This is a genomic window from Staphylococcus simulans (assembly GCF_002902285.1).
In the GTDB taxonomy this organism is placed as follows: Bacteria; Bacillota; Bacilli; order Staphylococcales; family Staphylococcaceae; genus Staphylococcus; species Staphylococcus simulans.
This window is the reverse complement of sequence record NZ_PPRU01000014.1, coordinates 85,836-111,796: the sequence shown is the minus strand read 5'-3', so window position 1 is coordinate 111,796 and position 25,961 is coordinate 85,836. Positions and strand designations below refer to the sequence as shown.

The following is a 25,961-nucleotide window of genomic DNA, read 5'->3' as shown; positions in this document are numbered from 1 at the left end:
AGTTATATAAGAATCATACATACCAATTGTACTTTTTTAACATGAGAAGTGTCAAGGTTAATAGTTTACATAACCTTCATAATTACACCGCAAAAAGAAAAACCTGGAAGCTATTTCCAGGTTTATAAAATAGATACTATTCTTCTTCAAATAAAGATGCATTTTCACTATTTTTTTCTGCTTCTTTTTCTTCTTTCTCTTCAACATCTCCATCAAAAATACCAAGTTTTTGACGTAATTTTTGATCGATGTCTGCTTTAACATCAGGATGTTCTTTCAAGTAATTCTTAACGTTTTCTTTACCTTGACCCATACGGTCGCCATTGTAAGAATACCAAGCACCTGATTTATCAACGATATCATGTTCAACACCTAAGTCGATTAATTCGCCTTCTTTAGAAATACCTTGTCCGTACATAATATCAACTTCTGCTACTCTGAATGGTGGCGCAACTTTGTTTTTAACTACTTTAATTTTAGTACGGTTACCTACAATTTCTTGGCCTTGTTTTAATTGTTCTGCACGACGTACTTCTAAACGTACTGAGCTGTAGAACTTCAATGCACGTCCACCTGGCGTTGTTTCAGGGTTACCGAACATTACGCCGACTTTTTCACGGATTTGGTTGATGAAAATCGCTGTACAGTTTGATTTAGAAATAGCACCTGAAAGTTTACGTAAAGCTTGTGACATTAAACGAGCTTGTAAACCAACGTGTGTATCTCCCATTTCACCTTCAATTTCAGCTTTAGGTGTTAATGCTGCAACTGAGTCGACAACAATAATGTCTACTGCACCACTACGCACAAATGCTTCTGCAATTTCTAAACCTTGTTCCCCATGGTCAGGTTGTGAAAGGTATAAGTTATTGATATCTACACCTAATGCTTCTGCATATACAGGATCTAACGCGTGCTCAGCATCAATAAATGCTGCAATGCCGCCTTGTTTTTGTACTTCAGCAATCGCATGCAATGCAACTGTTGTTTTACCAGAACTTTCTGGTCCGTAAATTTCTACAATTCTTCCTTTAGGGTATCCGCCTACTCCTAAGGCATTATCTAATGTAACAGAACCGCTTGATACACTTGAAACTCGGCGTGCTTTGTTATCGCCTAACTTCATAACCGCACCCTTACCAAACGATTTCTCCATATTCTTAATTACAGTATCTAGCGCTTTTTGACGTTCATTATTCAATGTCTGGCCTCCTATTCGAGATATCTTCTCAAATTTATCTTAATTCATACTATACAGGTTTCTATCCTAAATTACAAGAAATAAACGAATATTTGTTCGGTTATTTCTTGTTTTTAGTGATAACCAACCGAACACTAGTACTTATAAACGTAATTTTTTGTCTATTTCTTACTTAGAAAACATATTTATCAAACGGATATAGACATAGTTTGGCGTTCTATGTTTAATTAAATTCCTTTTTTGCGTCATAGTAAACGCTTCTATTTTGAAGTCATCTTCTGTGCGTACACCTAAATATACTTCATCCTCTTCATGCAATAAGGCTACACCAATATCATTTTGATAAAGTTTACGTACTTGTTCTGCACCTGATTTTAATCGTGTTTTAATATCTAAGTCTTGTTCTACAAAGATAACATCATCAACTAACATACCTCTTAATTTATCAACTTTATCATCTTCTTTAAGTTTAGAGTAAACTTCTCCTGATGTAACACCATCATAAATCGCAAAAGTACCCGGTACTTTTTCAAGTGTTGCTTGTTCGATTGTTGTTTCATCAGAACCAAAATAATAATCTCCAATACGATTAAGAATTTCTGTTCTAATTGGTTTGATTAAAGACTTACATGTAGCTTCATCTGGTCCACTTGCTGTAACACGAATTTTAACTTCATGAGATCCGGCTAAAGGCGCAATAGTCGGATTAGATTGATTGTCGATTAAGTCTAACAATTCTGTTTCAACACGTGATTCTCCGATACCCGCAAACTTCAATTGTTCAGAAAAGATTGTACCGTTTTCTTGCATTAATAATGGAAGTAATTCTTCTTCTGCCATCGGATTCATTTCTTTTGGTGGTCCAGGCATTAACGCAATACGTTTACCATCTTGTTCTACTAACATACCAGGTGCCATACCTACTTTATTTGGCAGAACCGTTGCCCCTTCAATCACTAATGCTTGTTGTTTATTATTTTCGCTCATTTCTTGTTTTTGTTCTTTAAAGTAGCTTTCAATATATTCTAATGCTGTTTCGTCTGTAACCAGTTCACGCCCTAAGACTTTTGCTACCGTATGTTTCGTTAAATCATCTTTTGTCGGACCAAGTCCGCCTGTCATTACGATCGTATCGTTAACTTCTAGAGATTGACGCAATAAGCGTTCTAATCTAGCTTCATTATCTCCAATTACCGCTTGTTCCACGACATTTAAGCCAACACCGTTAAATAATTGAGAAAGGAACTTCGCATTTGTATTGAGTATTTGTCCTAATAGGAGTTCTGATCCTACTGCTACAATAGAAATTTTCATAAAATTTCCTCCATTACCTTTGAGAATCTTAATTCATACCATACAAATATAAGAGTGGCATAAACATAGTGATTTGTGAACTCATATGCATTCAGTTCACCGCTATGTATATGCCACCCTTAAGATGATATAGATTATGATTGTTTTTTAAATACATCTCTACCTTTGTAGAAATATTCAATACCTGAAAGAACTGTAAAGAATACACCGATGTATAACAATACTTGTCCGATTGGGAAACCAATCCATACGACAAGTGGTTCACCAAGTAAAATCCAAACTAATGCAACCATTGTAACTGCTGTTTTAATTTTACCTAATTGACCTGCAGCGCTGACAAAGCCTTGTTCAATTTGAAGTAAGCGTAAGCCTGTTACCGCAAATTCACGTGCAATGATAATAATCGCTACAACTGAATTCGTTAAACCTAGCTCAACAAGTACGATTAAAGCACTCGCAACTAACAATTTATCTGCTAGCGGGTCTAAGAATTTCCCCATGTTTGTCACTAAACTCCATTTACGTGCTAAGTAGCCATCCGCAAAGTCACTGAGTGAAGCGATGATAAAAATCAAACCGCTGATAAAGAACTCAATACGAATCGAATGACTTCCGATAAATGTCATATTGCCAAAGCCGAAGTCGACTAACGCAAAAAGAATAAATACCGGTATTAAAATTACCCTGAAGATTGTTATCTGATTGGGTAGATTCATAAACATTTCCTCTTTTCTTGCTATTTTATAATAAGAATACTGCTGCCACCCATAAGACCAAAGTTACCACAATAAAAATACTGAGCCAAACAACCAGTTGCTTAGAATCTTTACTTTGTGTTTTATAATCTGGCGGATTTGAACCACTGAATTGTTCAATAGTTTCATCATAGTGGCTATCTGCAGAATTCGGCAGCTCCTCTTGATGATGAGCAATCAGGATAGAAGCATCTGTATTCACTGCTTTGGCATATTTCTCAATAATACCTTCCGCATAATTCGGATTAGAAAGCGCATTAAAATCATTCGCTTCGATAAGAGTCAAAGTTTCTCTTTTCACTTTAGTCTTTGACTCTAATTCATTTAACGTCATGCCTAAGCGTTCTCTTTTCCCTTTTAATGTCTGTCCAATTGTATTGCTCATGTTTTGACACTCCTTGAAACATTATTCAAAAAATCCGAATCCTCCGCCAAAGTCATCAAAGGAATTACCGAAATCTAAGTTATTCTTACTTTTAACTGTTTGTTGTTTCATATGTTCATATTTGATTTCTTGATCTTCAGTTTCTCTCAACTCAATAATATAATCAAAGTCTTCTAACTGATAATCACAAGAATCTACAAATAAATCCGGATGTTCTACCACTTTGATTGCTGGTAAAGCCATCACTTCATCGACTAATTGACGATGCTTAGGATCATTTTCTCTGGCAGTCACTGCCCCATCGATAATATAAACATGTTCTGGTCCGTATTCTCCTTTTAATAGAGAATTACGTATGGTTTGTTTAATCAATGTAGAACTGATAAACAGCCAACGCTTATGCGCACAGACACTGCCTGCTACAATTGATTCTGTTTTACCGACACGTGGCATGCCACGAATACCGATTAGTTTATGGCCTTCTTCTTTAAAGATTTCTGCTAAAAAGTCTACCAGCAGACCTAAATCCTCACGTTCGAATCTGAACGTTTTCTTATCATCTGCATCTTGTTTGATATAGCGGCCATGTCTGACTGCTAAACGATCACGTAATTGCGGTTTACGCATTTTAGTAATCGAAATTTCATCAATTTGACTTACAATATCTTCAAAGCGTCGCATTTTGTCTAAACTGTCTGCACGAATTAATAGACCTCGACGATTTTGATCGACGCCATTAATTGTCACAATACTGATCCCCATCATCCCTAATAGACTTGCGACATCTCCTAAAAGTCCAGCTCGGTTAAAGGTAATTTCATATTCTAAATACCATTCAATTTTTCTTTCTGGTGCTATCATGTTTTAACACGCCCCTTAGTTCAACAACATATAGAATTCATCAGAATGAAGTGATACATACTCATTTTCAATAGAATTGAAAGATATCTACATTATACATTATCTCTAAGTATATGAATATGGAATTCATGTTTAAATATACCAACCGCCATTGACTTTCTGTATTGTACCTGTGACACTTTGTGCACGTTTATCATAAAGATAAGCACATGTGTACGCAACTTCATCTGGTGTAACCATACGTTGTTGTGGCAGTTCATCAATAATAGCTGCTAATTCAGAAGGTTCAAACTCATCTGCCATATTACCACTGACCATACCAGGTGTCACAGCATTGACTGTAATATTTGTCATCGCAAGTTCTTGGCTTAAAGCTTTCACAAAGCCGATTTGTGCCGCTTTCATCGCAGAATAAACAGTTTCCATGCTCGCACCTGTTTCTCCCCATATTGAAGAGATAATTAAAATGCGACCATGAGCACTTGCTCTTAATTGTTCTAAAAAGAAACGTGTAATAAGCATCATGTTTTTAACATTCAACTGATAACATGCATCAATGTCTGTTGCTGTCATATCTTGAAACATGCCATATAAACTGCGACCAGCTGCATAAACTAAAACATCCAAATTATGAATAAATGAAAATACAGATTCCATGTTTATATCTTGCGTCAAATCCGCTTGTACAAACGATACATTCTGACTCTCATATTTAGCTTTTAGCTGATCTGGTGACGATTGATTATAATGAACAATGACCTCATAACCATCTGACAATAATTGTTCTACAATAGCGGAACCAATAGAGCCAGAACCTCCAATGACTAATGCTTTCATTTACTTCTTAATCTCCAGTCTGCTGTCAGCAATTTGATCAAAGTTTAAACTTTTCTCTGCCGCTTCATTAATACTCTCTAACGTAATACTATCTACAATGTCCAACATATTGAATAAGCTGACACCTTCGAAATAAAGTTTTGTATATTGATTCGCAATATATTCTGGTGAGTTCAAACTTGAAATAAACTCTCCAATAAATTGTTTCTTCAACAATTCAAAGGCTTCTTCATCTTCTAAATTGCCGACCTTAGCTTTCAACTCATCCAACAATAATGACTTCAACTTATCTGGGTCTGGTGTTGAACTTGTAATTAAAGAGAAGCTGTAAGAAGGTTCTAACACAAATTGATAACCAAATGTATCATCAATTAAGCCTTCATTTAATAAGTTTTGATAGAAGTCCGTTTCTTCACCTAATACCATTTCGAAGAAGAATGTCATTTCAATATCACGTATCATAAAGACTTCTTTTGATGCTTGTTGCGGTACGTTTTTAAAGCCAAGCATCAATCTTGGAATTTGAATATTCATTTCCTCAACCACTTTGGTTTGTTGAACTGCTTCAGGCTCTTCTAAGCTATCTCGTACAATTTCAGGCTGTGCTGTCAATTCTCGTTTTGCTTCATGATCACGTACTAAATCATGAATACGTTCAGGATCGACATTACCTACAACAAACATCACCATATTAGATGGATGATAAAATGTTTCGTAGCAAAGATATAAATCATCTTTTGTAATTTCATAAATACTTTCAACACTGCCAGCAATATCTACTTTAACAGGGTGTTGTTTATACATTGCACGTAATGTATTGAACATTAGCTTATAACCTGGTTGTTCTTGATACATTTTTATTTCTTCAGCAATAATCCCTTTTTCTTTTTCAACTGTTGCTTCAGTGAAATAAGGCGTCTCTACCATGTTCATCAAACGTAAAATGTTAGACTCTACATTTGAGGTTGCGCTGAATAAATAACTTGTGCGATCGAAACTTGTAAAGGCATTGACTTGTGCGTTATCTTCCGCAAAGTCAGTAAATAAGTCGCCTTCTTCTTTTTCAAATAATTTATGTTCTAAGAAATGCGCAACACCATCCGGTACTGTCACAAATTCATCACTGCCTAAAGGTTTAAATTTGCTGTCTAATGAACCGAACTGTGTCGTATATGTAACAAATGTTTTTTGGAACCCTGGCTTTGGAATGATAAAAACTTTTAAACCATTATCCATTTGCGCTTCATATACTGTTTCATCGATTAACTCATAATAACGTTTTTTCATTTATGCTTCGTCCTCCTTCGTCAACACATAAATCGTATCTAGGATGGCACTTTGTGTGAGACGAATAACATCTTCTTTCGTCACATCGTGAATTTTTTGTCCATAATTACCATTTGTTAAATCTTTCGGTAATAAGATTTGATTATGCGCAATTTCTACCATACTTTTCGGACGGTCTTGTGATTCATTACGTTGTGAAATTAAAATTTTCTTCGCAAGTTCTAATTTCTCTTCACTGAATCCACCACGTTGGAATTTTTCAAATTCCGCTAAAATCGTATCTTTCGCAACTTCATATTTTTCAGCAGAAACACCACTTAACACAAACATGTAGCCATTCTTACCATCAATTTGTGAATGTACAGAATATGCTAAACTTTGTTTTTCACGCACTTCATTGAACAAGACAGATGATGGATCACCACCGAACATTGTGTTGAAGACCACAAAGGTATAGTAATCTGGTTGTCCATAATATGTGTTGAAGCGATAACCGATGTTCAACTTCGCTTGGTCAATTTCGTCATATTCTACAATAGTTTGCGGCAGTTCGTCTTTAGAACGTTGTGCTTGAATGACTGAAGACACTTGTTGTAGTGGTTTAATATCAAACAGTTGTTTGATTTTGTCTGTGACTTCTTCTGAATCGACATTACCTACGACATAAACAGCACAATCATCGTTCTCTAACATGGATTGGTATGTATGATATAACAATTCTGGTGTGATTTGAGGTATATGTTCGATTAAACCTGATGCTAGATAACTATATGGTTGATTGCCAAACATGTTTTTCATTAATTTTAAGAAAGCTAGTTGTGCTTTATTATCATTGATTGCTTCTAGTTTCTTTTTCAATAATGTCTTTTCTTGTGTCACAAATGTTTCATTGAAACGTTCGTTTTCAACTAACGGATGATAAAGAATTTGTTGAAGTAATGCTAAACCTTCATCAAACAAAGGGTCTTTATGTTTTAAGTAACGTTCGTTCACAATTTCTAATGTAATTGTGATGACATGTTTATCCTTGAACTTTGTCACGAAACTATTGACATAAGCCCCATATAACTCTGAAAGTTTTCTGTTAAACGCTTTATCTGTCGGCCATTGTTTTGTGGCTCTGACAAGTAATTTACTTAACAAGGCACGCGCAGTCATCGTTTCTTCATCCAGCGGTGCCATAAATTTGAATGTGATAATTGTTGTTTTAAATTTATCCGTCGGCATCACCTTAATGCGCGGCTCTGTATGATTGTGTTGTTGACTCACACTGTCACACCCTTTCTTAATTTTCTTCAATTTTACGTATTGTTTTAAATTTGACTACTTCACTCTTGAAGTAATTATAAGAGTAAAGAATCGGTCTGTTTTGATGGTCATAATGGATTTGTCTTAATAGCATCAATGCTTCATTTGGTGCTGACTCTAAAGCTTCTGACACTTTAGGTTCATAGCTGACCGATTCAATCTCTGTTTCTGAATATGCGATACTGATATCAGCAAAAGCTTTGATTGCAGTTAAAATGGATTCATCATGCGCTTGAAATGCAGCACAAGTCAGGTAACTCGTTGCCACTTTATCTAAACAATAAACAACAGGACTACCATCAGCGGTTCTGATTCTTTCAATCAACGTGACAAATTCTCCTTCTTTTAAATCCAGCGCTTTACGATCATACATTGTTGCTGGTTGTTGATCTAAATTCATAAAAATAGTGCCCGCTTTATAACCTTCATTTTCAATCATTTTGCTGATGCTTAACAACTTATCAAGTGGATAGAAGAAAGGTTGAGAAGTTTTAACACTCGCTGTTGCTTCAAAGTTTTGTGTTAAAACTTGTTCCGTAATAAGTTCATCCACTGCATCATATACATCATCAGTTTTTGCGTTAACTTCTCTTGCGATTGATAAAGTACTTGGAACCGGATCACCCGGTTGCAAGTTACCTTCTTCAATTTCATTTAATATCCATTCTTTAATTCTGTATATCGAATTCGTATTTGTCATCATTACACCTCACCATTATCTAAATCCACTAATACTTGTCGTGGTTTACTGCCTCGTTGTGGTCCAATCACTTGGTTGTTTTCTAAATCATCCATTAAACGTGATGCACGGTTGTAACCGATTCTGAATTGACGTTGTAAAAGGGATGTACTCGCTTTTTGCTGTTCGACAATAAATTGATAAGCTTCATCATATAGCGGATCTTCACTTTTCTTTTCTCCGCCCTCTGGTGTTGTACCAGGTTCCATTTCTTTAACATAATTCGCTTTTTGTTGATCAATTACAAAATTCACTACATTTTGAACTTCTTGATCACTTAAGAATGCACCTTGGATACGCGTTTGAATAGAACCGCCATTACCAAAGTACAACATATCCCCTTTACCTAATAGCTTCTCAGCTCCACCTCGGTCGATAATCGTACGAGAGTCTGTTTGAGAGCTGACCGCAAAGGCAATACGTGATGGAATATTGTTCTTGATTAATCCCGTAATAACATCCACAGATGGACGTTGTGTCGCAATAATTAAGTGAATGCCTGCAGCACGAGCCATTTGTGTAATACGTTGAATCGCATTCTCAACATCTTTACCTGCAACCATCATCAAGTCAGCTAATTCATCTACAATTACGACAATATAAGGTAATAGAGATTGTTTTTCATCTAATTCCTCATTTTGACGCTTCATATAGTCATTATAGCTTTCAATATTTCTCGTACCCGTATGTTGGAATAAATCATAACGACGTTCCATTTCCGCCACAATTTTCTCTAACGCTTGCGATGCTTTATGAGGATTTGTGACCACTGGAATTAATAAATGCGGAATACCGTTATATACATTCAATTCTACCATTTTTGGGTCAATTAGCATGAGTTTTACTTCATGGGGTTTCGCATTCAGTAAAATACTCGTAATGATACCATTGATACATACAGATTTACCGCTTCCGGTAGAACCTGCCACAAGCAAGTGCGGCATTTTATTTAATTCTACGCTGATAGGTTCGCCTGATATATCTCTACCCAAACCTATCTCTAATTTATTCTTAGAAGGGAATTTTTCATCTAAGACTTCTTTTAATGAAACTAATGCGATTTTATCATTCGGTACTTCGATACCTACTGCTGAACGACCAGGAATCGGCGCTTCAATACGCACATCTTTGGCAGCCAAAGCTAACGCAATATCATTATGCAAGTTGACGATTTTGCTGACTTTAACCCCTTGTGCCGGTTGTACTTCATATTGAGTCACTGCTGGACCGATTTTGATTTGGGTTACTTTCGCATTAACATTAAAGTTCTTCAATGTGTTTTCAAGTAAGCGCCCTTTCTTTTGAACTTCAGCACGTGAAGTTGTTTTTTGTTTCACTGGTTCATTCAAAATAGAAAGTGGCGGTAATTGATAGTCTGAATTTTCAACTTCACCCGCTTCAGAAATACTGCCCATATCTTCAGATGATTCTGTTGATTCATTTGTTTGTGTTTGTTCTACCAACTGACGTTTTTCACGTTTTCTTTTAGGTGCAGGTTCTGCTTGGGGTTTAGGTTCTGCTTGGGGTTTAGGTTCTGCTGGTTTTGGTGTCTCTTCTTTTTGATCATCACCGAAAATCGGAATCGCAGCTTCTTGCTTCTCTGCTTCTGACATGGGAACTTCTGTAAAGTCGCTGACATCCTTCACTTCTTCTTGTTGTGCACGCTCTGCTGCTTTTTCTTCTTTACGGCGTTGTTTTTCTTCTGCACGCTCAGCTTGACGTGCTTTACGTTCTTTTCTATGTACTGCTGCTTTTTCACTGCCTGATTTTAATTTCTCTAAGAAAATTTTAGCCACATCACGATGACGTTGTTTAGATAATAAAATAAAACTAGAAATAAAAAGTAATATTGTTAAGATGACAACGCCGACAATAGATACAAGCGGTATAGAGAAATGAACTAAATAATAACCAAGCACCCCGCCGCCGAAATTCGGAAAATGGGTTTTATCATATTGACGATACACATAAGAAATAACAGGTTCACGGTCGCCCGCAGCACCTTTCGTAAAGACTAAATACAACTGTGTCGCAAATAACAACGCAACTTGTAACACAATTGAACCTGTTAATCTTCTAGTTTTCGGCAGCTTGCCGTTATAAGCTAAAAAGCCTGATGCTAATATAACGAGAATGTAGGTTAAGTATCTACTATAGCCAAACAAGTAATTGAAAAGGGTATCAATTACTCTTCCGATTATTCCTAATTGGAAGGCACCTAGAACAACAAGCACTACCGTAATAATCGCAGCAATATAGCTTAACGGTGCTTCATTTTGTTTTTTCTTTGTGGTTTTTCTTCTTGCTGTCGTTTTACGTTTCGTATTTGTTGTTCTTTTCTTTCTTTGTGCCAAAACATACACCTTCTTTTCCATAAAATATGTCTTAGTGAATATGTATTATGCGTACAGACAAACTAAGGTACCTATACGCACACATGCTAAACTTACTATCCTTCTATTTTAACATTTAACGTATAGACCACATAGTTACACATGATTAAAATATGAGCTATACGATGAAATGCTATGGTACGCATGTTTGCACACCATAGCATTCTTGTATGTTAATCTTGCATACTTTTAATTAAACTTCAGAAATAATTGGGATAATCATTGGACGACGTTTTGTGTTTTCAAACAACAACTTGCTGATTTTATCACGCATATTTTGCTTGATTTCAGACCATTCAATACGACGTTCTTGAAGACCTTGTTCCACTATCTCGCGTACTTTTTCTTCCGCTTCTTTCAACAATTCTTCACTTTCTCTGACATACACGAAACCACGTGATTGAATTTCAGGTCCTGCCGCAATTTGTCGGTTTTTCGGATCTAAAGTCACAACCGCAATGAAAATACCATCTTCTGCTAATAAATGGCGGTCACGTAAAACGATATTACCGACGTCACCGACACCGATACCATCAATCAGTACGTTACCTGATTCTACTTTTTCATTTAAAATCATATCTTCGCCATCGAAGTTTAAGACATCGCCTTTTTCAGCTAAGAAAATCTTTTCAGGTGCTACACCTGCTTCAGCCGCTAATTTTGCATGGGCAATCTGCATTTTGAACTCGCCTTGGACAGGGATAAAGTATTCTGGCTTCATGATGTTAATCATCATTTTGAGTTCTTCCATGCAACCATGACTTGATGCGTGGATTTTCTTATTATTTGGGATGATATCTGCTCCGGCACGTGCTAATTCATTTAACGTGTCACCGATAATTACTTCCATGTTAGCTGACGCTGTCATGGCTAAGAAGACTGAATCACCTTTTTCGATATTCATAATTTTATGCTTTTGACGCGCCATTTGGTTCAATGCTTCTACAGGTTCTCCTTGCATACCTGTCGCAATAATTACCACTTCATTTTTCGGATAATTTTTAACTTCATTAATTGGAATTAATAAGTCTTTTGGAATATCAAAGTATCCCATTTTACGTGCAATATTGAATGATGTTTCTAGTGAACGTCCTAAGAATGAGACTTTACGATTCAATTTGCAAGCAATATTTAACACTTGTTGAATTCTGATAAAGTTTGATGCATAACAAGACACAATCAATCTGCCATTCACTTTTGTAAATGCATCTAACATATGAGATTCAATCACATTTTCAGGTGTGTTGTAACCTGGTTTCTCCGCTTCAGTCGAATCACTGATTAACGCAAAGACACCTTCGTCTCCGATTTCAGTCATTTTCTTAAGATCTGGCGCATAGTTGCCTTGTAAACTTTGGTCAAATTTAAATTCACCAGTATACACAATTGCACCATATGACGTATGAATCGTTACACCTAAACTATCTGGAATACTATGTGATGTATTAAAGAATGAAACATTGACATTTTTAAAGCGCATTACAGATTCATTGTTGACTGTATAATATCTGACTTTCTTATCAATTTTACGTTCTTTCATATATTCTTTAACAAGTGCTAATGTCAATTTAGAACCATATACTGGTGCGTCAACTTTTTCTAAAACATAGCTGACTGCACCAATCGCATGCTCATGTCCATGCGATAAGAAAATACCTTTTAATTTATCTTTATTTTCAATGACATATTGAATATCAGGAATTACAATGTCGACACCCAGCATTTCGTCTTCTGGGAACATAAGACCTGCATCCAACATAAACATTTCATCGTCAACTTCAACGATATACATATTCTTCGCAATTTCACCCACGCCGCCAAGCGGGATGATGCGAATATCATTATTCTTTTTCTTTACTAAATTCAATTTTTCTCCTCCTATTTATAATCCCCGACCATATAAGTATTCACTCTATATTATAAGTTAAAATCTTTTTAATGTACACTAATGAATCCATAGGCCAGCACGATGTTAAACCGTACATATGTATAAAAGAATGCTTGTGAAGCAACATCAAGTTGTACAAGCATTCTTCTTATTCAATCTCATATTCTATTAGTTTTCTTTATTTAATAATACACGGTGAGATGCATTCACACGGCCTTTACTGTCAATTTCAGTTACTTTAACTTCAATTGAGTCGCCAAGTTTCAATACATCTTCAACTTTATTGATACGCTCATTCGCAATTTGTGAGATGTGTAATAACGCATCAGTGCCTGGGAATAATTCTACGAACGCACCGTATTTTTCAATACGTTTAACTTTCGCATTATATGTTTGACCCACTTCTGCTTCACGTGTAATTTCTTCAATAATTTCACGCGCACGATTGATCATCGCTTGATCTACTGCACCGATAAAGATAGTACCATCTTGTTCGATATCCAGTTTAACACCTGTTTCATCAATGATTTCATTGATTTTCTTACCGCCAGGTCCAATAACATCTCTGATTTTGTCTGGTTTGATTGTCATTGTTTCAACTTTAGGTGCATACGCACTTAATTCTGGTCTTGGTTGATCGATTGTTTGAAGCATGTGTTCTAGAATTGTTAAACGACCGACACGTGCTTGTTCTAAAGCTTCTTCAATGATTTCTCTAGTTAAACCATCGATTTTGATATCCATTTGGATTGCTGTGATACCATCTTTAGTACCGGCAACTTTGAAGTCCATGTCGCCTAAAGCATCTTCCATACCTTGAATATCTGTAAGAATTGTATAGTTATCATCGCGTGTTACAAGACCCATCGCAATACCAGCAACTGGTGCTTTGATTGGTACACCTGCATCCATTAAAGCAAGTGTAGAACCGCAAATAGATGCTTGTGATGATGAACCGTTTGATTCAAGCACTTCGCTGACAATACGTACTGTATATGGGAAATCTTGTGTGTCAGGAATGATATATTTCAAAGCACGTTCGCCTAATGCACCGTGTCCGATTTCACGACGACCTGGTGCACGAACTGGACCTGTTTCACCTACTGAGAAGTTCGGGAAGTTATAGTGATGCATAAAGCGTTTTTCAACTTCAGGTCCTAAACCGTCAATTAATTGATATTCGCTTAATGCGCCTAATGTCAATACAGATAACGCTTGTGTTTGACCACGAGTGAATAAACCTGAACCATGTGCACGCGGTAATAGACCTACTTCAGATTCTAATGGACGAATTTCATCTGGTTTACGTCCATCTGGTCGTACTTTTTCATCCGCGATTTGACGACGGACTTCTTCTTTTACTAAATCATTTAAGATTGCATTTACTTCAGCTAGTAACGCTTCGTTTTCCGGATCTTCTTCATCTTCGAAAATCTCAATAATTTCGTCACGAACTGCGTCGATATTTTCTTCGCGTTCTTTTTTATCGAATGTTTGAATTGCTTCTTTCAAACCTTTTTCTTGTGTTAATGCAGTTACTTTTTCTTCGACTTCTGCATCACGTTCAACTGGAATAAATTCTGATTTCTCAGGTTTAAGGTAATCAATAATTTCCTCTTGGAACGCTACTAAACGCTTGATTTCTTCATGACCGAAGAAAATTGCATCTAACATTTCTTTTTCAGTAATCTCGCTTGCGCCTGCTTCAACCATGTTAACTGCGTCTTTATGGCCTGCAACTTCTAAATCTAAACGAGATTGTTCTTTTTGTTCTACAGTCGGGTTGATCACATATTGACCATCAACATAACCGACATTTACCCCTGCAATCGGACCTTGGAATGGGATATCTGATACACTTAATGCCATTGATGAACCGATCATTGCTGCCATTTCTGGTGAACAATCCGGATCAGCACTTAACACGATATTCATGATTTGAACATCATGGCGGTAACCTTTAGGGAATAATGGACGGATTGGTCTATCGATTAAACGCGCAGTTAAAGTTGCTTCGTCAGCCGGACGACCTTCACGTTTTTTAAAGCCCCCAGGAATTTTACCTGCTGCATACATTTTTTCTTCATAGTTAACTGTTAATGGGAAGAAATCTCCATCACGCGGTTCTTTTGATGCTGTCGCAGTAGATAATACAACTGTATCCCCATAACGTACGAGTACCGCACCGTTTGCTTGTTTTGCCATCTGCCCAGTTTCAATTGTTAACGGACGGTTTGCCCATTCGGTCTTAAACACTTTCTTGTCTTGAGACATTAGGAATCTCCTTTCTCTTACTACCTCTTTTACATTAATAATTCTATCATATCATTTACATGATTATTTTTATACGCACATTCGTATCTAAGCTATAAAAAAAGGAAAGCAACCAACGATGGTCCTTTCCTCTAACTGGTATCAGCGTTTTACTTAAGAAAAGATTAACGACGGATACCTAATGATTTGATTAATTCACGGTAACGTTGAATATCTTTTTTACGTAAGTAGTTTAATAAATGTCTACGACGACCTACCATTTTTAATAAACCACGACGTGAATGGTGGTCTTTTTTGTGTGTACGTAAGTGTTCGTTTAAAGCATTGATTTCTGCAGTTAATACTGCGATTTGTACTTCTGGTGAACCTGTGTCTGTTTCGTGTACACGGTATTGTTTGATTAATTCGTCTTTACGTTCTTGTGAAATTGCCATTGTCAATTTCCTCCTTTAATAATTTAGTCTCCCCAGTCTGAGTCAGGCGTCGGAGTATCGACCTGCCAAGAGTGAGGACTGTTTTTAATCTTGTTTTGATTACCACATGTGTAATCATTCCGACCTAAATATTATAAGATACTTCATCACCGAAATCAACCGATAATAAATATTTCGCTTGTTCTTTATCTTTATTCATTTGTTCTACAAGCGGATCAATACCATCAAACTTGATTTCCGGTCTTAAATAGTGGTGCCAAAAGACAATCACACGTTCACCATAAATATCTTCTTCAAAATCAAAGATATTCACTTCAATCACGACATGTGATTTCTTAGGATCATGGAATGTCGGTTTCACACCCACATTACATACGCCTCTATAAATACGTTGTTCTGTACCGATAGCTAAGCTGACTGCGTACACACCTTTTTTAGGTAATACATAATCGTCGCTCGGTTCAATATTTGCTGTTGGGAACCCGATTGTTCTGCCACGTTTTTCACCTTGGACTACTGTTCCTTTGATGCGGTAACGATAGCCTAGTTCATCATTTGCTTTCTGCAAGTCGCCTTCTTTTAATGCTTTTCTAATTTCAGTTGTTGATATTTTCTCTGAGAACATTTCTTGTTTGCTCACAATCGTTGTATTAAAGTGTGTTTTTAATTCTTGGAGTACAGACATATTGCCTTTACCGTGTTTGCCGAATGTAAAATCAAAGCCTGCAACGACTTCTTTCACATGGTTTGCGATTAAATATTCGTTCACAAACTCATCAATCGAAACATCCGCAAATTTAGATGTGAAATTCACAATAATAACATAATCGATGTTATATGATTCTAAAATTTCAATTTTATCACTTAACGGCGTTAAATAATCCGTTCTTTTTTGTTTAGGATTCAATACAACCGATGGATGGGGATCAAACGTCATAATCGCTTTTTTCAAATTACGTTTTTTCGCAATCTCATTTAAAGTATGAAAGACTTGCGCATGTCCTTTATGCAAGCCATCAAAAAATCCCAATGCCATCGCAACGTCTTCTTGTATATATTGCTCAGGTTGAATTGGATGTGTAACTTCAATTACTTTCATTTTGCGATGCTCCTTTAGTTAAATACCTTTTTAGGTTTGATTTCATTCGGTTTCTCAGCGTGCGGAATATAAAGTGCTAACGCTTTTTCTGTTTCTTTATCTTCCATCACTGTTACTTCATCAATCGCTTCAGAAAATTCATTTTTATAAAATTTCTGTCCATTTAAAATACGTTTTTTGATGTTCGGGTCGTCAATTTGAATATGAGGCAACCCTTTCAAACCATATTCTATCGGAAATAGCTTTTCCTGTAATGCTTCTTGCTTATATAATTCATCAATTTGATCCAAAGTTAAACTTTCATCGATAGAAAAGCCGCCGCTTTCTACACGTGTTAATTGAGACATATGTGCCGGATAACCTAATGCTCTGCCGATATCAGTTGCTAACGTTCTGATATATGTCCCTTTCCCACAACGTATAAATATATCAAATGAACATGTGTCATCTTTATACCGAATCTCAGAATTACGTTCAATTTCATAAATGCGCACTTTTCGTTTAGGGCGCTCAACTGTTTCATTATTACGTGCGTACTCATAAAGCTTACGTCCATTCACTTTAACAGAAGAATACATCGGCGGAATTTGTTCAATTTCACCTACAAATGATAAAATCGCTTCATCAATTTTATCAGCTGTTAAATCTTTACTGACTGCTTTCGTTTCTAGCACCTCTCCAGTTTGGTCTTCAGTAGTTGTACTCACACCGACCGTAACCGTTGCTTGATATGCTTTACCCATTTCCATGATATAGTCACTGACTTTAGTGGCACCACCGACACAAATCGGTAAAACGCCATTTACTTCTGGATCTAATGTGCCTGTATGTCCTACTTTTTTAGTATGTAAAATTTTACGCAATTTAAATACAACATCATGGCTTGTTAAACCACGTTCTTTAAATACAGGTAAAATACCCTCCATCAACTACACCTCTTCTCTCTGTCATACCTCTACTATTTTACAATAAATTCAAAATGAAATATAGGCAAAGAAAATAAGCAGCTGTTGAACGCATATAACCCTTCAACAGCTGCTTATATTTTTAATCATCAAAATCATCATCGTCGTCATCATCTTTAATTTCGAACCATGACACAGACAGTACTTTTTTATTGAGGGCATTCACTTTAATTACTGCGCCTTCATCATCGTCTACGATTTGTTGAACCGTATAAAAAGGTGGATTGTGCTCTTTTTCTAAATCAATATAAACAAATTGACCTGGCACTTGATGTTGTGCGACTGCTTTTGCTGTTTCTTCTGAAATATAAGGTGTCTCTTTCTTCTTAGTTGCTTTTTCTTGCTGTGATTTTGACTTAGTCGGTTGTTTGACTTTTACTGTATGGACATTTTTAATTGCGCCGTCTTTTTTATCCACTTCTAAATCATACTTTAACCCTTCATCTAACAATTTTACCTTATAAGTTGTTTTAGCTTTGTTCAAAGAAATAGATTGAATTTTGCCGTCATAACGATCATCTACTAGTTGTTTAACTTCTTGTTGGGTGTAGTCGTGTTGCGTGGACTTGAAATAAATCACTGCACATAATATCACTATCAATATACAAATAATGACTATCAACAGTATTTTAATCATCTTTTTGAGCACCATTTGAAGTCACCTTTTCTATAATCAAAATAAACGTTGTGCCAACATCAAGCACACTTTGTACTTGAATTTCTATGTCATTACGTTTGGCTAATTCAAACGCGATATAGAGTCCTAAACCAGAACCCCCAGATTGTCTTGCTCTTGCTTTGTCCACACGATAAAATTTATTGAAGATTTGTTCTAAATCTTCTGGCGGAATACCAATGCCACGATCTGAAATATTCACGTGTATGTGCGTTGGATGTTCCATCGCATGTATCATCACATCATCTTGACTGTACTTAATCGCATTATCTAAAAAAATTGTCATCAATTGTTTGAACTGATCTTCATTCACAAATGCACGTGCAGTATTATCACAGTGAAATACAATATCTCTATCATATGCATGTGCGAAACGTGAAGCCTTATGCTCTAATATTTCATTTAAATCAACAGATTGCCGTTCTGCCTGTTGATTACTGCGCTCTACTTTAGCTAAATCCAACATTTGCTCAGTTAAATATTTCAGCCGTTGTGCTTCATCGCTGATCGCATCTATACTTTCATTTAAAATATCTTCTCTAGTTTTTCCAAACCGCTTCAACATCTGACTATATGAATTAATCACTGTAATCGGTGTTTTCAATTCATGAGAAGCATTGGATATAAATGCTTGCTGCTTTTCATCATGTTCCTTTAAATTTCCCATCATATCATTATATGTCTGGGTTAATGCTTGCAACTCTTTAGTATCCTTTTGATTAATATCCATAATGACATAATGATTCGTTTCAATCGTTTTTTTCATTTTCTCAATCAATTGATTTATCGGTTGTAAAATAATTTGAGTCAGTAATCGATTTAATAAAAAGACAATCAACAAAATAAACAATGTAGAAAGTGTTAATACCACTTTTAAAATATCGTATTTACTGTATTTGAAATCGATATTCTCAAAAATTTGTAAATTACTGACTTCTCCATCTTTCCAAACGAGCGGAATACTGACTAAGACAAAATGATGCCCTTTTTTATAAATCGCCTTTTTATATTGTTTATTTTTATACGGTTCACTTAAATCTTTATATTTTGGATTAGATGTGACTTGAAATTTACTATCATCATCTTTACCTACAATCGCAATATAACCATCAGTTAAAATCAAACTTTGCAATACTTTTTCTTTGTCGTTATGATTTTCTTTGGCCTTTCGTAATTCTTCCATCGTGCTGATTGCTTTATCTTCTAATTGTGCGGTTTCCGCATTTAACGAAGTGGTACGATAAATAAAATAGATCGTCAAATTAGTAATAATGACAACAATCGCAATCATCAAAGTGATATAAATTTGAAGTTGTGTTCCTAGTTTCATAACTAAGCTCTCATCATATAACCGATACCTCTGACACTTGATATAATTGAAGTATCAGCCGTATCTAATTTCTTTCTTAAGTATCTGACATAAACATCTACAACATTCGTATCACCTACGAAATCATAACCCCAGACATACTCAATGATCTGCGCACGATCTAAAGCAATATTTTGGTTAGTCATAAAGTAGTACAACAAATCGTACTCTTTTTGTGTGAGTTCGACTAGACTGCCATCGACAAAAACTTCTCTAGATTGTGGATTCAATTCGATGTGATCATGTGTTAAAACTTCAACAGCTTCTTTTTGATTTAATTGCTGCTGTTTTAAATGTACACGAATACGTGCTAATAATTCTTCAATTTCAAATGGCTTAGTCATATAATCATTTGCACCAGAATCTAAACCGCTGACTTTATCCATGACTTCATCACGTGCAGTTAACATAATAATTTTAATATAGTCATCATCATTTCGAATACGTCTGAGCACTTCTAATCCATTTAAATCTGGTATCATCACATCAAGTAAAATCAAATCAATGTGACGTTCTTGATAAAGTTGTAATGCTGCTTTACCAGAATGCGCTATACAGACATCATAGCCTGCATAATCCAATTCTAGTTCAATGACGCGTGCTATTTTCTCGTCATCTTCCACAATTAAGATAGTTTCCACTTTCTATTCACTCCTATTTCAATGCAAGCCCAACATATTGCCAATAAACATAATACATCACAATCATGGTAAGCATATATACTGGCATGATACCTAAACTTAAATACATGAGCTGTTTAATTGTAAATGGTCTTTCTTTATTCTCATAAAACAATAACAAGGCTTTAGAACTGACTGGAAAAGTTAAGCAGTAGTTCGTACCGATCAGCGCAATAAATACAACTGCTGTCAGGTTTAAACCAAACATTTTACCAAAAACAATCAGTAATGGAATAAAGACGACTGCACGTGTTGTATGACTTGTAATATACAAGTGAGAAGTCACAGTCAATACTACAATAATCACTAGCGGCACAAATTCATTTACCAGTTTGACATGATGCATCACTTGATATAATTGATGTTGAATGACATCGAGCACTTTATATTTCACCAATAGATTGCCAAGTGCAGTCGCACCCGCTACAAAGAAAATTAAGCTCCATGACACTCTGTTAAATGCTTCACGCCATCCGATCAAATCAACTTTAGGCATAATCATAATCAAGCTCATTAAAATTGTCACAAAGGCGATATCGAAATCATGCAGTGGTTCAGTTATCCAAAGTATCACTGTCAAACTAATGAGGACTGCTGCTTTTTTCTCTTTTTTAGTCAATGGTTGTTTTTCATATTGTATTATATTTTCTGTTGAAATCTTTTCAACAGGCTTCATATAAAACTTTTTTATCATAAATAAGCTTATTATTGCAATAATTATCCCAAATGGAAAGCCCCATAGTAAGAATTGAAGATAAGAAATAGAACCATCTGTTTGATTTTCAAGCAGTCCAATCCCAATAATATGACTGCCTGCACCAATTAAAGATAAGTTTGTTCCCATCAAAATTAACACTGGCATCAATATGCCTAAATACTGACGATTTGAATTAAAACGATTGCCAAATGCTTGATATACAGGTAGAAGTGCTGCTGCACGACCTGAAGTAGATGGAATAATTAAAGATAAAATTTGTACTAAGATAAAGACAAAGATATTCATACGTTTTCCAGACGTACACTTCGCTTCAATCCAACGAATCAAACGATCTAATAAACCACTGGTTTCCACTACGCCACCAATAATAAATGCGCCAATCATTAACCAAATCACATGTTCTTCTAATGATTGATACAAAATATCTTGCGGCATACCGAGTAAAATACCTAAACATACAACCAACATCGCAGATAACCCTGCTGGCATTTTACTAAAAATAAATAGTCCTAAAGATAACACAAACAAAGCCACACTCAATTGTCCTAAATAGGACAAATTTGTTTCTAAAAACAGCCATAGCGTGAAAATAAGATAAAGAATGACTGCGATTAATTTAGAATAACTCATCTTTAAAGCACAAAATGTCTTTGTTTAGTTGTGTGTGTTTGTGACTTTGTTTGATTCATCTTCATACCGATTTGAATTGAGTGATATATATTTCGTGCACATTCCTTTAGCCATTTTGATGCATACTCAATAGAATCATCTAAACTTGAAGGCTGTTTAATAATGCTGTGAAAGGCATTAATACCACTTTGATAATTAAATTCCGCATCTTGACCGATTGTGCCTGCTAATGCAATCACAGGTGTATCATATTGTTGAGCGATTCTCGCTACTTCAGCAGGAATTTTTCCGTTTGGCGTTTGGAAATCTAAACACCCTTCTGCTGTGATGACTAAATCAGCTTGTGCAATAACAGGTTCAATATGCAAGTACTGTTGAATTAATTCAAAACGTGGATGCAATGTAGCGTTCGCAAAAGCGATTAACCCTGCACCTAATCCACCAGATGCGCCAGAACCTTGTTGATAAGCAACTGACTCACCTGTTGAACGTTTTATTAAACGTGCCAAATGATCAAGGTTGTCCGATAAATGTTCGACTTCTTTTGGACTTGCACCTTTTTGTGGACCGAATACTTTTGCGACACCTTTTGGTCCACATAAAATATTCGACCAATTCACTGCTACATCTATAGGTGTATTTAATACACGCGGATCAATATGAGATAAATCCATATCATGAATACGGTCAATTTCACCTCCGCCATGGATAAATATTGTTTTACCTTTATAATCTTTGAAACGTGCACCGATTGCTTGTGCCATGCCGACACCGCCATCAGATGTTCCCGAATCACCACAGCCGATTAAGATACGTTCAGCGCCATGATCTAATGCGTGGATAATTGCTTCACCTACACCGTATGTAGAAGTGTGAAGCGGATTTCTCTGGTTGCTAGGCACATGTCTTAGACCCGCAATTGCGGCCATCTCAATTACCGCAACTTTTTGTTTGTTTTCATAAAACATACCATAAAATGTTTTGCGTTTTTGTCCTAATGGATCTTCTGCATTTAAATGATAAAGCTGACCATTTTTAATTTGCGTGATAGTTTGCGCAAATCCTTCGCCTCCATCCACCATGGGAATCACTTGAATATTTAAACTTTCATCTGCTTCATGCAGACCTTTTTGAATTGCTGTACCGACTTCTGCTGAACTCAAGCTTTCTTTAAAGCCTGAGGGTATCACTGCAATTTTCATTGTTATAACCTCCTAGTAAAAATCCTTATCGCCTATGTTAAGGAGGTTAAGTTTGTAAAGAATTAGAGAATTATTAGAATTCAATTAAAAAAGCAGCTATGCACTTGCATAGCTGCCCATAACTTCATTTAATTAGTCATTTTTATGAAGATCTTGAATCATTCTTTCGATTTTATTACCGTACTCGATTGAGTGATCATATTCGAAATATAATTCTGGAATTGTTCTTAGACGAAGCCTTGAACCTAATTCCGCTTTAATAAAGCCTCGCGCTTTTTCTAACGCTTTAAACGTATCGTCTACTTCTTTTTCTTTACCTAATACTGTTAAGTAGACTTTAGCTTGAGATAAATCGTTTGTCACTTGTACGTCAGTGATAGTTAAAAATCCGATTCTCGGGTCTTTAACTTTATTGTTGATAATATCCATCAACTCTTGTTTCAATTGTTCACCAACGCGTTCTGCTCTCATTTTACTCATGTGTGTTTCACCTCTTTATTTCAACAATGAACGATTGAGTTCAATCCAAGATTATAAACTATAATCGTCCCTTTTACAAAACTTTTCCCTTTATATTGAGCAATTAATCAATATGACACGCGCAACATGTTAAGAAACAGTTAAGCATATTAATTTTGCGTAAACGTATAAGATATCATTTCAAAACAATCTTTACATTTCAGAAATGAACACATACTTTTTAAAAATAATAGTCTCCTTCAAAAATAAAACCAAGCACTTTATAGCTGTATCAAGCGTTTAAAGTACTTGGGTTAAAATTTCTTATTCATACTAAAAATAATTCAATCACTATTATGTTATTTTTAGTCGTTTCATTTTTAAATTTCATTTCATTATTGAACTTCTCGTTGTCGTGAACGTTTCATCAAATACGTTAATACTAATGCTGAAACTGCACCACATAATGCGACCACAATACCAATTTTAAAAATCATTTGGTAGGCAACAGCTTCATGTCCTTTAAATGCATCCAGTAAATTACCATTTAATTGATACACCCAAAAGACTGGCGCATACGCTAAAAACGAACCGACACTCATCGCAGACCCTGAAAAATCTTCAGGTAATTTCAATTCTGAAATTGGCGCAAGCAATACACTTTTTGATAAGAATGTCGTTAATGACAAGATTACTAACAAGACAATACTTAACTGTGTTCCGATTTTAAAGTATACAATAATGATTAAAATAACTGTTGATGCGAGTAATGCTACACCAATCATTTTCGCTGAAGATTTAAAGACAAAGTCCGAAATCATTCCCGCAATAACACCAGCGATAACCCCCATCAATGCTGTATTGATTACACCGAAAAATGCAGTTTGTGCTGTTGTTAAATGATAAACACTTTGTAAGTAAGGTACAGTGTATATCAAAATAATATAGCCCCAATATACTGACATTGCGGTAATCGCGGCTAACCACACTTTTGGTTGTGTTAACACATACAATAACCCTTTTAAAGCTTTCGCAGATTTATAACCTGTTTCTTGATTATGCGATTCATCAGCCGCAATCCCATTTTTCGGTACAAATTTCCATATTAAAATAATCATCGGGATTAATAATAAGTTATAGGCTAACATACCGCCTTTTAATACGACGACGCCACTCACCGCAGCCATAATGGCTACAAGTAATAAGTTCATCAACATTTCTTGTGCACGGCGAATGGATTCTAATAATCCAAAACCTAAACCTCTATGTTCACGATCAGTGAAGAAAACTACCCCATTCAATACTGCAGGCCAGAAGAACGCTTCAACTAACCCCCAAATGACTGCGATCACTTTTAATATCGTAAAGCTTGGATTCAAGAAAATCACGATACACATCGTAATAAAACGAATTGACATCCCCGTGATGAGTAAAGAACGAATCGAGAATCTATTATTGATCCATCCACCTGGAATATAGAAGAACATTGATAACCCGATTAAACTAAAAATCACACCAAGTTCCGCATTATTAACATGCAGTACCTGCAAGAGTTGGTGATAAAACGTACCTTTAAAAGCTTCGAATCCTGAATAAATAATTTGTCCTGCAGTGACAACAGAAAGGTATCCTGCCAGTTGTCTCGCATTTTTCAATCCTAGTTTATGCATCAGCCAATTCATGTTGTTTTTCCTCCTAGTTGCGGCCTATGTCAAAGTGATTCTTGCAAATGTACTAAATTTTGCGGATAGTCTGTAAACACACCATCCACACCAAAGTTAAAGAGTTGGTTCACTCTATCTACATCATTCACGGTATATACATTTAAAATATAACCATCATCTTTGATACGTCTGACTAACGCTTCAGTCAAATCAATATCTTCCAAATGCAAAATATGTGTATCACAAAAATCTAAAACTGTACGCCAATCTTCATAAAATGCACACATTTCATAGAGTACCGCTCTAGGATATTGAGGAAGTGCTTCTTGAACTGCTTTAAGCAATGGAATATTAAAGCTTGAAAATAATATTTCTACTTCAGGACTAAATTTCGGCATTGCTTCAACTAACTCTTTAATTAATGATTTAGCTAATTTTGGTCCATGATTACCTGTAATACCTTTTAGTTCAATATTGACATTTAGTTGAGAGGCATTCACAAAATCAATAAATTCATCGAAAGTTAGAACTTTTTCTTCTTTGAATTTTGGATGGAACCAATAACCTGCACTCGCTTGTTGGATATCTTTAAATAAGGTTTCACTGATTTCTCCTGTCATTGAAGTTGTACGATCTAAATAATCATCATGAATCATTATTAATTGTTCATCTGCAGTAATTCCGACATCGACTTCAATCCATTGCAGTTCAGGAATTTCTGCTGCGGCATGATAAGATGCTAACGTGTTCTCTGGTGCGACACTTGGTACACCCCTGTGTCCAAAGATTGTTTTCATAGCTGTTCACCTTCTAGATTATAAAA

Annotated in this window: 23 protein-coding genes; all 23 read right to left on the bottom strand. The window is 35.7% G+C overall.

Translation table 11 applies throughout. The annotated features are described in order from the left end of the window. Positions 1–136: 136 nt before the first annotated feature. Positions 137–1,201: a recombinase RecA gene (gene recA, locus CD112_RS03725; protein ID WP_002480731.1), complete on the bottom strand. Its 1,065-nt coding sequence runs from the start codon at positions 1,199–1,201 to the stop codon at positions 137–139. Positions 1,202–1,369: 168 nt separating this feature from the next. Beyond that, positions 1,370–2,515 (bottom strand): CinA family nicotinamide mononucleotide deamidase-related protein, encoded by a 1,146-nt coding sequence (locus tag CD112_RS03720; RefSeq protein ID WP_103363879.1) that lies wholly within the window; start codon positions 2,513–2,515, stop codon positions 1,370–1,372. Positions 2,516–2,649: 134 nt separating this feature from the next. Next, positions 2,650–3,231 (bottom strand): CDP-diacylglycerol--glycerol-3-phosphate 3-phosphatidyltransferase, encoded by a 582-nt coding sequence (gene pgsA / locus CD112_RS03715; protein WP_103363878.1) that lies wholly within the window; start codon positions 3,229–3,231, stop codon positions 2,650–2,652. Positions 3,232–3,256: 25 nt separating this feature from the next. Continuing rightward, positions 3,257–3,655, bottom strand: coding sequence for a helix-turn-helix domain-containing protein (locus tag CD112_RS03710; RefSeq protein WP_002480728.1), 399 nt, complete (start codon positions 3,653–3,655; stop codon positions 3,257–3,259). A gap of 21 nt (positions 3,656–3,676) precedes the next feature. Beyond that, complete coding sequence (locus CD112_RS03705; RefSeq protein WP_023015675.1) at positions 3,677–4,516, bottom strand: DUF3388 domain-containing protein; 840 nt, start codon at positions 4,514–4,516, stop codon at positions 3,677–3,679. A 132-nt stretch (positions 4,517–4,648) separates the two neighbouring features. After that, positions 4,649–5,353: an elongation factor P 5-aminopentanone reductase gene (ymfI, locus tag CD112_RS03700; RefSeq protein ID WP_023015676.1), complete on the bottom strand. Its 705-nt coding sequence runs from the start codon at positions 5,351–5,353 to the stop codon at positions 4,649–4,651. After that, positions 5,354–6,640, bottom strand: a complete 1,287-nt coding sequence (gene yfmH, locus CD112_RS03695) for an EF-P 5-aminopentanol modification-associated protein YfmH (RefSeq protein WP_060803522.1) — start codon at positions 6,638–6,640, stop codon at positions 5,354–5,356. It abuts the gene before it with no gap. Next, entirely contained in the window at positions 6,641–7,867 is a 1,227-nt protein-coding gene (gene yfmF, locus CD112_RS03690; RefSeq protein ID WP_060803549.1) for an EF-P 5-aminopentanol modification-associated protein YfmF, read from the bottom strand. It lies immediately after the preceding gene. A 58-nt stretch (positions 7,868–7,925) separates the two neighbouring features. Beyond that, on the bottom strand, positions 7,926–8,648 hold the full coding sequence (locus CD112_RS03685; RefSeq protein ID WP_002480723.1) for a GntR family transcriptional regulator: 723 nt from the start codon (positions 8,646–8,648) through the stop codon (positions 7,926–7,928). Between the two features lie 2 nt (positions 8,649–8,650). Beyond that, complete coding sequence (locus tag CD112_RS03680) at positions 8,651–11,041, bottom strand: FtsK/SpoIIIE family DNA translocase (protein WP_103363877.1); 2,391 nt, start codon at positions 11,039–11,041, stop codon at positions 8,651–8,653. A gap of 232 nt (positions 11,042–11,273) precedes the next feature. Next, entirely contained in the window at positions 11,274–12,947 is a 1,674-nt protein-coding gene (gene rnjB, locus CD112_RS03675; protein ID WP_002480721.1) for a ribonuclease J2, read from the bottom strand. A 189-nt stretch (positions 12,948–13,136) separates the two neighbouring features. Continuing rightward, positions 13,137–15,242 (bottom strand): polyribonucleotide nucleotidyltransferase, encoded by a 2,106-nt coding sequence (pnp, locus tag CD112_RS03665; protein WP_002480720.1) that lies wholly within the window; start codon positions 15,240–15,242, stop codon positions 13,137–13,139. Between the two features lie 164 nt (positions 15,243–15,406). Continuing rightward, a complete protein-coding gene (gene rpsO / locus CD112_RS03660; protein WP_002480719.1) occupies positions 15,407–15,676 on the bottom strand; it encodes a 30S ribosomal protein S15 in 270 nt (89 codons plus the stop codon). 124 nt (positions 15,677–15,800) lie between these two features. Further along, positions 15,801–16,775, bottom strand: coding sequence for a bifunctional riboflavin kinase/FAD synthetase (locus CD112_RS03655; protein ID WP_002480718.1), 975 nt, complete (start codon positions 16,773–16,775; stop codon positions 15,801–15,803). Between the two features lie 14 nt (positions 16,776–16,789). Beyond that, positions 16,790–17,704, bottom strand: coding sequence for a tRNA pseudouridine(55) synthase TruB (truB, locus tag CD112_RS03650; RefSeq protein ID WP_103363875.1), 915 nt, complete (start codon positions 17,702–17,704; stop codon positions 16,790–16,792). Positions 17,705–17,822: 118 nt separating this feature from the next. After that, positions 17,823–18,392 (bottom strand): PepSY domain-containing protein, encoded by a 570-nt coding sequence (locus CD112_RS03645; protein ID WP_002480716.1) that lies wholly within the window; start codon positions 18,390–18,392, stop codon positions 17,823–17,825. Further along, complete coding sequence (locus tag CD112_RS03640; protein WP_103363874.1) at positions 18,370–19,746, bottom strand: sensor histidine kinase; 1,377 nt, start codon at positions 19,744–19,746, stop codon at positions 18,370–18,372. Before CD112_RS03640 ends, CD112_RS03645 begins: the two co-directional genes overlap by 23 nt. Before the next feature lie 2 nt (positions 19,747–19,748). Next, a complete protein-coding gene (locus CD112_RS03635) occupies positions 19,749–20,426 on the bottom strand; it encodes a response regulator transcription factor (protein ID WP_002480714.1) in 678 nt (225 codons plus the stop codon). Positions 20,427–20,439: 13 nt separating this feature from the next. Further along, on the bottom strand, positions 20,440–21,813 hold the full coding sequence (locus tag CD112_RS03630) for an SLC13 family permease (protein WP_031262697.1): 1,374 nt from the start codon (positions 21,811–21,813) through the stop codon (positions 20,440–20,442). A 2-nt stretch (positions 21,814–21,815) separates the two neighbouring features. After that, on the bottom strand, positions 21,816–23,015 hold the full coding sequence (locus CD112_RS03625; RefSeq protein ID WP_023015685.1) for a glycerate kinase family protein: 1,200 nt from the start codon (positions 23,013–23,015) through the stop codon (positions 21,816–21,818). A 132-nt stretch (positions 23,016–23,147) separates the two neighbouring features. Further along, positions 23,148–23,495 carry a 30S ribosome-binding factor RbfA gene (rbfA, locus tag CD112_RS03620; protein ID WP_002480711.1) on the bottom strand — a complete coding sequence of 116 codons (348 nt, stop codon included), beginning with the start codon at positions 23,493–23,495 and terminating at the stop codon, positions 23,148–23,150. A 374-nt stretch (positions 23,496–23,869) separates the two neighbouring features. Next, positions 23,870–25,156: an MFS transporter gene (locus tag CD112_RS03615; protein WP_023015686.1), complete on the bottom strand. Its 1,287-nt coding sequence runs from the start codon at positions 25,154–25,156 to the stop codon at positions 23,870–23,872. Positions 25,157–25,185: 29 nt separating this feature from the next. Next, positions 25,186–25,935 (bottom strand): glycerophosphodiester phosphodiesterase family protein, encoded by a 750-nt coding sequence (locus tag CD112_RS03610; RefSeq protein ID WP_103363873.1) that lies wholly within the window; start codon positions 25,933–25,935, stop codon positions 25,186–25,188. Positions 25,936–25,961 lie beyond the last annotated feature (26 nt).

Coding starts and splice junctions, on each gene's coding strand:
- pnp (WP_002480720.1), bottom strand. CDS start 15,242: ATGTCTCAAGACAAGAAAGTGTTTAAGACCGAATGGGCAAACCGTCCG.
- pgsA (WP_103363878.1), bottom strand. CDS start 3,231: ATGAATCTACCCAATCAGATAACAATCTTCAGGGTAATTTTAATACCG.
- CD112_RS03720 (WP_103363879.1), bottom strand. CDS start 2,515: ATGAAAATTTCTATTGTAGCAGTAGGATCAGAACTCCTATTAGGACAA.
- CD112_RS03630 (WP_031262697.1), bottom strand. CDS start 21,813: ATGAGTTATTCTAAATTAATCGCAGTCATTCTTTATCTTATTTTCACG.
- CD112_RS03685 (WP_002480723.1), bottom strand. CDS start 8,648: ATGACAAATACGAATTCGATATACAGAATTAAAGAATGGATATTAAAT.
- CD112_RS03655 (WP_002480718.1), bottom strand. CDS start 16,775: ATGAAAGTAATTGAAGTTACACATCCAATTCAACCTGAGCAATATATA.
- CD112_RS03625 (WP_023015685.1), bottom strand. CDS start 23,015: ATGAAAATTGCAGTGATACCCTCAGGCTTTAAAGAAAGCTTGAGTTCA.
- CD112_RS03610 (WP_103363873.1), bottom strand. CDS start 25,935: ATGAAAACAATCTTTGGACACAGGGGTGTACCAAGTGTCGCACCAGAG.
- CD112_RS03640 (WP_103363874.1), bottom strand. CDS start 19,746: ATGAAACTAGGAACACAACTTCAAATTTATATCACTTTGATGATTGCG.
- CD112_RS03705 (WP_023015675.1), bottom strand. CDS start 4,516: ATGATAGCACCAGAAAGAAAAATTGAATGGTATTTAGAATATGAAATT.
- CD112_RS03615 (WP_023015686.1), bottom strand. CDS start 25,156: ATGAATTGGCTGATGCATAAACTAGGATTGAAAAATGCGAGACAACTG.
- rpsO (WP_002480719.1), bottom strand. CDS start 15,676: ATGGCAATTTCACAAGAACGTAAAGACGAATTAATCAAACAATACCGT.
- CD112_RS03645 (WP_002480716.1), bottom strand. CDS start 18,392: ATGGTGCTCAAAAAGATGATTAAAATACTGTTGATAGTCATTATTTGT.
- yfmH (WP_060803522.1), bottom strand. CDS start 6,640: ATGAAAAAACGTTATTATGAGTTAATCGATGAAACAGTATATGAAGCG.
- rbfA (WP_002480711.1), bottom strand. CDS start 23,495: ATGAGTAAAATGAGAGCAGAACGCGTTGGTGAACAATTGAAACAAGAG.
- yfmF (WP_060803549.1), bottom strand. CDS start 7,867: ATGCCGACGGATAAATTTAAAACAACAATTATCACATTCAAATTTATG.
- CD112_RS03710 (WP_002480728.1), bottom strand. CDS start 3,655: ATGAGCAATACAATTGGACAGACATTAAAAGGGAAAAGAGAACGCTTA.
- ymfI (WP_023015676.1), bottom strand. CDS start 5,353: ATGAAAGCATTAGTCATTGGAGGTTCTGGCTCTATTGGTTCCGCTATT.